General features: G+C 43.7%; 8 protein-coding genes. 2 read left to right on the top strand and 6 right to left on the bottom strand.

Features of this window, described 5'->3' with window-relative positions:
- The first annotated feature begins 72 nt into the window (after window positions 1-72).
- Window positions 73-1,719: an LTA synthase family protein gene (locus PUN32_RS11175; RefSeq protein WP_274723290.1), complete on the top strand. Its 1,647-nt coding sequence runs from the start codon at window positions 73-75 to the stop codon at window positions 1,717-1,719.
- Window positions 1,720-1,768: 49 nt separating this feature from the next.
- On the opposite strand, the gene coaD is transcribed toward PUN32_RS11175, so the two are convergent.
- From coaD to PUN32_RS11150, 5 genes are all read right to left on the bottom strand, one after another.
- A complete protein-coding gene (gene coaD, locus PUN32_RS11170; RefSeq protein ID WP_274723289.1) occupies window positions 1,769-2,266 on the bottom strand; it encodes a pantetheine-phosphate adenylyltransferase in 498 nt (165 codons plus the stop codon).
- 75 nt (window positions 2,267-2,341) lie between these two features.
- Window positions 2,342-3,436, bottom strand: coding sequence for a glycosyltransferase family 4 protein (locus PUN32_RS11165; RefSeq protein WP_274723288.1), 1,095 nt, complete (start codon window positions 3,434-3,436; stop codon window positions 2,342-2,344).
- Window positions 3,437-3,523: 87 nt separating this feature from the next.
- Entirely contained in the window at window positions 3,524-4,564 is a 1,041-nt protein-coding gene (locus PUN32_RS11160; protein WP_274723287.1) for a glycosyltransferase family 4 protein, read from the bottom strand.
- Complete coding sequence (locus tag PUN32_RS11155; protein ID WP_274723286.1) at window positions 4,561-5,352, bottom strand: glycosyltransferase family 2 protein; 792 nt, start codon at window positions 5,350-5,352, stop codon at window positions 4,561-4,563. The genes PUN32_RS11160 and PUN32_RS11155 overlap by 4 nt, the downstream gene beginning before the upstream one ends.
- The gene (locus PUN32_RS11150) at window positions 5,345-6,415 is read right to left on the bottom strand and encodes a glycosyltransferase family 9 protein (protein WP_274723285.1); all 1,071 of its coding nucleotides are present in this window, start codon (window positions 6,413-6,415) and stop codon (window positions 5,345-5,347) included. The genes PUN32_RS11155 and PUN32_RS11150 overlap by 8 nt, the downstream gene beginning before the upstream one ends.
- A 99-nt stretch (window positions 6,416-6,514) precedes the next feature.
- Here PUN32_RS11150 and PUN32_RS11145 point away from each other — a divergent pair, with 99 nt between their 5' ends.
- Window positions 6,515-7,222 carry a 3-deoxy-D-manno-octulosonic acid kinase gene (locus PUN32_RS11145; protein WP_274723284.1) on the top strand — a complete coding sequence of 236 codons (708 nt, stop codon included), beginning with the start codon at window positions 6,515-6,517 and terminating at the stop codon, window positions 7,220-7,222.
- Between the two features lie 117 nt (window positions 7,223-7,339).
- On the opposite strand, the gene PUN32_RS11140 is transcribed toward PUN32_RS11145, so the two are convergent.
- Entirely contained in the window at window positions 7,340-8,284 is a 945-nt protein-coding gene (locus tag PUN32_RS11140) for a polysaccharide pyruvyl transferase family protein (protein ID WP_274723283.1), read from the bottom strand.
- Between the last annotated feature and the right edge of the window lies 1 nt (window position 8,285).

Raw genomic sequence — 8,285 nt, 5'->3', positions numbered from 1 at the left:
AATCGGTGATCGGTTTAAACCGAAATGGGTGATCGGATAATCCCGAAATGACTGATCGGAATGCTCCGAAATATGCACTATGTTGACCTCTTTATCTTTGGTCTGTGGGAGGATGATTCAAAAGCCGTGCTGATTAATCTGTGGCGTGATTATCCGATCATCCGCAGCGCACTAGTAGGATTGGCTATTGGTGGGCTGGCGTATTACTCATCACGCCGGTTTTTAGGCAGCAGAATTGGAAAACTAAGCCTAGGCTTTGCTTGGCATTGGGGATTTACGGCGCTACTTATTATTATTAGCGTAATGCTGACTTTTTTGATTGCCCGTGGCTCGCTCGATAGTCACCCATTAAAGCGCTATCACGCCAGTGTTTCGGCGTTTAAACCACTGAATATGCTTACACCAAATGTGTTTATGGCGCTCGATTGGGCAATATCGGATCACCTTCAGCAACAAAAATTTGAGCCAGTTTCACAACAAGTGCTCACCGATCAGATGCAAAAAATGCTTGGCCAAGCGACACCAGAATATCAAACCCCAGTGAATGATTATTTGCGTGATAATCCACCGCATGTGGTGGTCGCGATGATGGAAAGCATGGGGATGAATATATTGGTTGAGGATGATCCACAAACCAATGATCTGTTAGGCCGATTACGTCCATACTGGCAACAAGGTTTTTTATTCGAGCGCTTTATGGCGGGAACGACAGGAACGATTGATAGTTTAGTGATGACCTTGTTTCATAGCCCAATTGCCACCATTAGCCATTCGTCGATTCAGAACATTGCCCTGCCCAGTTCGGCAATTTTGCCGTATAAACGCGCGGGTTATAAAGTGGCATTTTTGTATGGCGGTAATGGCATGTGGCGCAACCTTGCCAACTATTTGCCAGTGCAAGGTTTTGATCGGGTTTATGATGAAAATGACATTATCGAAGTTTTTCCTGAGGCTGAGCAGTATGCTGGAGCTTGGGGGGTACCGGATGGCTATTTATTTCAGTTTGCCAATCAACTCTTAGAGCAAGCGCAGCAGCCAACTATGCTCTTTATTATGACGGTAACTAACCACTCGCCCTATAAAGTGCCTAGTTATTATCAGCCGAAGCCTACTGCGATCAGTCATCGCTTATCGAGTTTGATTGGCTATCAAGGTGAGCAAGCAAAAGTGCTGTTAAATACTTTCCAATACGCAGCCGATGCACTAGGTCAGTTTATTGAGCGGATAAAACAGTCGGCGACCTTGCAGAACAACACGGTAGTTGCCGTTGCGGGCGATCATCGTATGCGCTATAGCAGTACAGATAAAACAAGCGAATATGCACTGACTTATGCTGTACCATTTTACCTCAATGTACCTACATCGATTTTGCAACACGTTCCAGTTAACTATGATCCACTGCGGATTGGTTCACATCGAGATTTGTTCCCAACTTTGTATCATTTGAGCTTGTCAGATCAACGTTACATTAGCTTAGGTGGTGAAAATTTACTTTCGGTGGATGAAGTGAGCAATATCGGCTTCAATACGACGCGTACGATAAATCAACAAGGTGCATTTAATAGTGATGGTTCTGGGCTATTTTATGAGTGGGATAAGCATCATCCGTTGTTCAATCAAGCCGAACCAACGGATCAACCTGTACCAGATTGGGGAAAACAATATTCACAATTGCAGGATTACTACTTACGTTCGCAAATCTTGCCAATAACACCGTAAAATATATGCAACTGAAGTAATCAAGTGAGTTGCTTCAGTTGCACTATACTCAATCACTAAGCTTTTTACTGTGCAGTGCCTTAGCGACGATGGGGGGGACAAAATCCGCCACATTACCACCATGAATGGCAACTTCACGCACTATAGTGGAAGAGATAAAAGCGTATTCTTCGCTAGGGGTGAGGAATACGCTTTCTAATCCTGGCATCAAACGGCGATACATATTGGTTAAGCCAAATTCGTATTCAAAATCGACCGTGGTACGTAACCCGCGGATCAGTACGTTGGCTTGTTGCGCTTGCGCGAAATCGACCAGCAGTCCAGAGAAGCCTTTAGCGCTGACATTCTCTAAATGAGCAGAGACCTCTTGTGCAAAATAGACCCGCTCATCCAAGCTAAATAGGGTGTTTTTACTGGGGCTAGCCGCTACCGCGATGATCACTTCATCAAACAGCTTGGCTGCACGTTCAATCAGATCTAGATGTCCATTGGTGATCGGATCAAACGTACCAGGATAAATTACTCGGGAAATTGGTTTTGATTTCAATATCTTTTACTCATATTGATGGATTGGGTTGTTAGGCTAATCAACATTACGCGATTTGATCACACAAGTGGCTGATCATTCGTGATCGAGCAGTGAAGCAAAGAAAGCGAGGTGCTGTTTGGCACTTTCCTGACACGAGAAATCGCTGATCATTCGTTGCTGAGCTTTCTGTCCCATTGTTAAGCGGCTTGGCTCGGAATGATAAAGCCACTCAATTTTTTCTGCGATTGCATCCGCATCATTAGTTGGCACGATAAAGCCAGTTTCACCATCAATCAGTAGTTCTTTCCCTCCGCCAGTCGTCGTTACGACAGAAGGAACGCCCATCGCCATTGCTTCAATGATGGTTTTCGGTAAACCCTCACCACTAATCGAAGGTTGTACTTGCACTTGGCTTGCCGCTAATAATTGAGGTACATCTTTGCGATAACCAAGAAAATGGATGCGTTCACGCATTCCACTCTGTTCAGCCAATTTGAGGTTGTGTTCGGTTTCCATATCACGTCCAACCAGCAGGAGATGCAGGTTGGTGAGCTGTGCAAGCTGTTTGGCACTTTCAAGTAGGATATGAACGCCTTTACTCGGGCGAGCATTTGCAATACAGATTGCCGTAAAGGCATTGTTTGGTAAACCGAGTGCGCTCAGATTGGCTGGTTGCGCTTGATACCAAGCAATATCATGTCCTTTATAAATAGTGACCACTTTCTCGGCATGTTTCCATACTCGCTGACGCACATCATCCGCCACCGCTTGCGCAACGCAACTAATCCCATTCACTCGAGGATGGAGATGGGTTAAGTAGGCGCTCGGATCATGGCGATATAAGCCACCGACGGTTCCACGATAAGTGACTAGCTTAGTGTGTTTAAAGCCGATGCAGGCAAACGCCGCATTAGGAATTGTTTTCGAGTTCATCGCATAGACTACGTCATAATGCTCTTCGCGTAGTGCTTGACGTAGGGTTTTAATGGTGTGCAAACAAATTTTTTTACTAGGGTAACAATCGATAATTTTGACGCCATTGTCGCGAAAACGCGCGACATATTCAGCATCACCTTGGGTCATAATCGTAACCTCATGCCCCAGTTTTGCCATTTCGATAAACATTTCGGCTTCAGGGCGGACACTATTCCAAGCATCTTTGTAGTTACTGCAAATTAAGATCTTCATAGGGAATCGGTTACCTTAGTTGAGGTATTGGCTCAACGGTTTTAAATAGAGTTGCCTAAGTTGATAAATGAATTTTACGTAGCTTTGTTATTTTTTCTGAGCAATAACCTGAGCGTAAATTTTTTCATATCGTTTAGCGGTGTTTTCGATAAGAAAATGCTGCAATTTTTTATCGCGACCAGCGCCCAGTTTGCTTCGTAATTCTAGATTTGTTCTGATTGCTTCAATCGCATCAGCTAAGCCACCACCATCTCCTGGTTCAATTAAAAGTCCGGAATAATCTGGTTCGATAACATCCGGGATTCCGCCCACTCGAGCCCCAATGACAGGTAAGCCACTGCCCATTGCTTCTAAAATGACCGAGCCAAGTCCTTCACTGTAAGAGGGATGTACTAACAGATCCGCTGCAGTAAACCAGTCGCCCATATTGCTCTGTTTACCCATAAAAGTAACATTATCAAGTTCTGAGGCTTGTAGTTCTAAATTTGGACGTTCTTTGCCATCACCAAGTAAAGCAAAATGCACTTCTGGGGTTCGAATAGCTAATGCTTTGGCTGCTCTTAGTGTGACATCGAAGCCTTTGTGTTTAAGCATATTCGCTGCATGGATGACTAGAAACTTACCTTTAAATTGTTGTTTAATTTGAGCTACATTGGCGCGATTAACAGGATAAGTAACCGGAGAGCTCGGGATTACTTCGATGCGCTGAGACGGAAATTTTTCTCTAATCTTCGCAGCAATATTATTACTTAAGCCAACTAAGAAAGCAGCATTACCATATGCTTTGTTTGATAGCCATTTGCTGCGCAGCGGATTATCAATTCGGCGTGTGACTATATAAGGGATTCCATACAGTAAATACTGTAACCAAGCCCAGTAAATGGCCCGACCTTCATGCACATGAACAAGTTCACAGCTTCTGGTTACTGCTTTGCTGTGTGTAAGTAGATAATGACGGGCTGTCACAACTCGGCAGGGTAGATTAGATACTTGTGTGAAAAATGGACTTTTGGGGTTGGCGACTACGGTTAATTGGTAACCTAGGCGGATCTGGTGCTTAATGAGCTCGAGAGTTTGGTTTTCTCCACCATGGTAGCCAGAGGCTAAATTAATGTGGCAAATATTCATTTTTGGTTTTGCTCCTGTCTACGCACATAATCGCGCAGCCATAAATCTGCATAACGAGTGAATGTAGTATTGGCACTGAGGAGGGCAAGTAGTAAGCCATGACGACCATCAAGGAAACCCAGTTTTATCACGTACATTTTAAAGAAGCGAAAAAAACCGTGTAGGATCGCGCTAGATAATGAAGCTCTTTTACGCCCCTCACGCTGATCGGCCCAAGCTTTCATATATTGCTGAGTTTTCGCCATATATTGAGGTAAATATTCGAAAGTGTAGTGTTCTAGATAACCTTGTAAAGAGACAGTTTGAAAACCTTGGGGAATTTCGACACTTTCATGCACCAAGGCTTGGTTGTACTGTGTATCGTTAGTGCGATATAACCGAGTTACCCAATCTGGTGACCAGCCTGAGTGGCGAATTTGTTTGCCAAATGCGGTAGTTAAACGATCAATTTGGTACACAGTATTCGGTTTATTCGTTTTAACGGCCTGCTGAATATCTCTTTTTAGATTCTCAGTGACGCGCTCATCGGCATCCAGCCATAGCACATAGTCTGACTCAATATAGGACTGTGCTAAGCGACGTTGAGGGCCAAACCCAGGCCAATCGGTGTTAACGTAAAATTTATCAGTGAAGCGGCGAGCAATCGCTTCGGTTTCATCACCGCTGCCAGAATCTAGGATCACAATTTCATCAACCCAGCCAGCGACAGTTTCTAAACAAGCTTGTAAATGTTTTGCTTCGTTTTTAACGATCAGGGCGACCGCTAAGGTCGGTATTGAATTAGCCATGAGTTGAGTTACCTAAATGAGTGGCGCGAGACATGATGCGATCAAATTGGTTGATTACCACATCAACCGTGATGGTTTGCATTAAATCAGTACCTTTAGCTCGGGTGCTCCAAGCTAATTCAGCGAGTGGTTTACCTTGTTGCTGTGTGACGGCTTGTTCGTACACGCTCACCACATCATCCATATTAAAATAAGGGCCGGTGCGTTTGGGGTTGCTGTGTGCGTAAAGCCCAAGCACTGGAGTGCCTTGGGTGGTGGCAATATGTGCTGGTCCTGAATCTGGAGCAAGTACTAACTTTGCCTCGCCAAGCACGGCAGTCAACTGTTTTAGGCTTGTTTTACCGACCAAATTTAGCACTGGGTGCGTCATCAATTGGCTAATATTAGCAGCCAGTTGCTGTTCACGCTGAGTTGGCGAGCCACACAATGCGACTTGGTAGCCTTGGCTAATCACATAGTCAGCAAATTGTGCATAACGTTCAGTCAGCCAGTTACGTTCATCTTTACTGGCGGCAGGGCAGATCACAATCGTTGGTTGTTGGCCTAGCTGAGTACGAGCAAATTGACGGTCTTGCACACTGATTGCTAGGCTCCAACTGGGCGTTTGGCGCGGTACGCCAAGAAATTCGGTGAATGAGAAAAAACTATCGAGCACATGGGCTGATTCGGTATCAGCAATCTTGCGGTTAGTAAACAACCACTGACCTTCTTTGGCTCGTTTAAAGCTAAAACCGACTTTGTATCGTGCACGAATACCGAGAGTCAGCAAGCTCGCACGCAGCGCCAATTGCATGTGTACTAATGCATCAAATTTGCGCCCTTTAAGTTGTTGCCAAACCGCCTTGATTCCTGTCCAACCCGCTTTTTTATCAAACACGATGAATTCAACGTTGGGCAGCCCTTGCAGTAATTGGGCTTCCACTTTACCAACCACCCAAGTAACTTGAGTTTCTGGCCAGAATTGCTGCAGGTTTTGCACGGCAGCAACCGCATGACAGACATCACCAATCGCTGATAGGCGTACAAAGCAGACCGAGTTAGGTGGCGCAGAAAAAAGGGGCATCGAATAAAGCTCATCTATTTAATGAGGCTAAATTATGCAGACTCCACTGATAAATGTAAAATAAGCGCTGAGTAAACCAGCCGATTAGGAACCTTGCGCGTGATCAGACAACAGCAGCTAAACCAAGATCAAACTATTTGGTATGACGACCAATGGGTGACTGAACCGCTGGAAACGTTGTTTGATCCCACATACTGGCAAACGAATGAGAAGGTGATTGGTAGCGCACAGGGCAGAGGCACCACTTGGTTTGTGCAAATGAATGCATTACCTGCAGCTTTGCGTCACTATCGTCGTGGTGGCCTGTTTGGCAAGTTGATAGCCGATTCCTACTGGTTCTCCGGCTGGGAGAAGACTCGTAGTTACGCCGAATTTCAGTTGCTCGATCATTTGCGTGCGCAAGGAGTAAATGTGCCTCGGCCAATCGCTGCGCGAGTGGTACGGCGTGGTTTGGTTTACCAAGCCGATATTTTGAGTGAAAAAGTGGCGAATGCACGTGATCTGGTGGCGGTATTACAGGCTGGCCCGTTGGATCATCAGGTGTATCAGCAGATTGGCCAACAAATCGCTAAGTTGCATCATGCCCAAGTTAACCATACTGATTTGAATATTCACAATATTTTACTCGATAGTGATAACCAAGTATGGCTAATTGATTTTGATAAATGCGCGCAGCAAGCTGGTTCTAGCTGGAAATCCAGTAACCTTGAGCGCCTGCTGCGATCTTTTCACAAAGAGCAGGAACGAGCCAATATTCACTGGCAGTTATCCGATTGGCCGGATTTGCTTGCGGGGTATAAAAAATAATAATCTTTTATTTCCCACCACCCGCAACTACGTGGTGTTAAATGACTATGTTCACAATGCGAACATGTTGCATTCGTGTTAATGAATATAGTCATGTCCATGGTTTGTCGTTTCTTTTTATTTAAAGAACTTACCACTAATGTAATCAGTATAAAGAATATCCAATGTTTCGGTTAGCCTTTGGGTTACACCTTCAACAACAATATCTGTACTTTGATGCTGCTTTCCATTAATTGATAGATTCAATAACTGTTCACAGAGTTGATCCATTTGTGCAGTACTGGATTTTTTGTAAGCACTAGGCAATCTGTCCCATTTGATTGGGCCCACCCCAAGTTTTCTAAATGTTCTTTTTAATGAGTTTTCAACATTTTGTCCTAGATTTAGTTTTTTATGTACATGGAAAGGTAGTGTGTCGACACTCAAATCAATCGAGAGGGCACCAGCAAAATCTTGCCATTTTTCTAACATGAATTTAGGGCTATAGCTCACAGGAATCCAAGGTACTCGTAATGCATCAGCAACGATCGCGCCATGCATTGCTTCGGTGATTATGGTTTCTGTTTCCAACATCTCTTGTAAAATATTATCAACGGATTGACGCATAGATATAAAATTAATACCACATTGTTCGCATATTTTTGCCCAGTCAGTATAATCTTCACTACCATGATGTGGTATGAAGGAAACTTTATATTTCTTTTTAATATTTTTAAAATTGACAATATTTCTAAGTAGATAAGCTCCATCTGCGATCACTTTAGTGTTATCTATTTTTAACTGTTTTGCAGTATGACTTCCTCGAACACAATAAATATGCCATTTCTTATCTAAGGTAGGTGGTTTTCCAAATCCAGCTCCAGAACTAAAAACAATGTTAGCTTGGTTTAAATGAAGATTTTCTCTCTCAACTCTTCTTTGATCTAGGATTGTACCTATACCAAGAAAAGCGATTTTGTCATTTCCATTTTTAAATGCATTAGGTATTAGCTTAGGAAATATCCAAGGATTTAGATCATCCCCAAAGTTGCCTAATTTAGTTGTACAGTATTCAAGATACATA

The organism is Vibrio chanodichtyis, assembly GCF_028863985.1.
Taxonomy (GTDB): domain Bacteria; phylum Pseudomonadota; class Gammaproteobacteria; order Enterobacterales; family Vibrionaceae; genus Vibrio; species Vibrio chanodichtyis.
This window is presented reverse-complemented; position numbering and strand designations above follow the sequence as displayed.

Excerpts from the sequence above, each read along its gene's own strand:
- PUN32_RS11175 (WP_274723290.1), top strand. The coding sequence starts at position 73 with ATGCACTATGTTGACCTCTTTATCTTTGGTCTGTGGGAGGATGATTCA.
- PUN32_RS11165 (WP_274723288.1), bottom strand. The coding sequence starts at position 3,436 with ATGAAGATCTTAATTTGCAGTAACTACAAAGATGCTTGGAATAGTGTC.
- PUN32_RS11160 (WP_274723287.1), bottom strand. The coding sequence starts at position 4,564 with ATGAATATTTGCCACATTAATTTAGCCTCTGGCTACCATGGTGGAGAA.
- PUN32_RS11155 (WP_274723286.1), bottom strand. The coding sequence starts at position 5,352 with ATGGCTAATTCAATACCGACCTTAGCGGTCGCCCTGATCGTTAAAAAC.
- PUN32_RS11150 (WP_274723285.1), bottom strand. The coding sequence starts at position 6,415 with ATGCCCCTTTTTTCTGCGCCACCTAACTCGGTCTGCTTTGTACGCCTA.
- PUN32_RS11140 (WP_274723283.1), bottom strand. The coding sequence starts at position 8,284 with ATGTATCTTGAATACTGTACAACTAAATTAGGCAACTTTGGGGATGAT.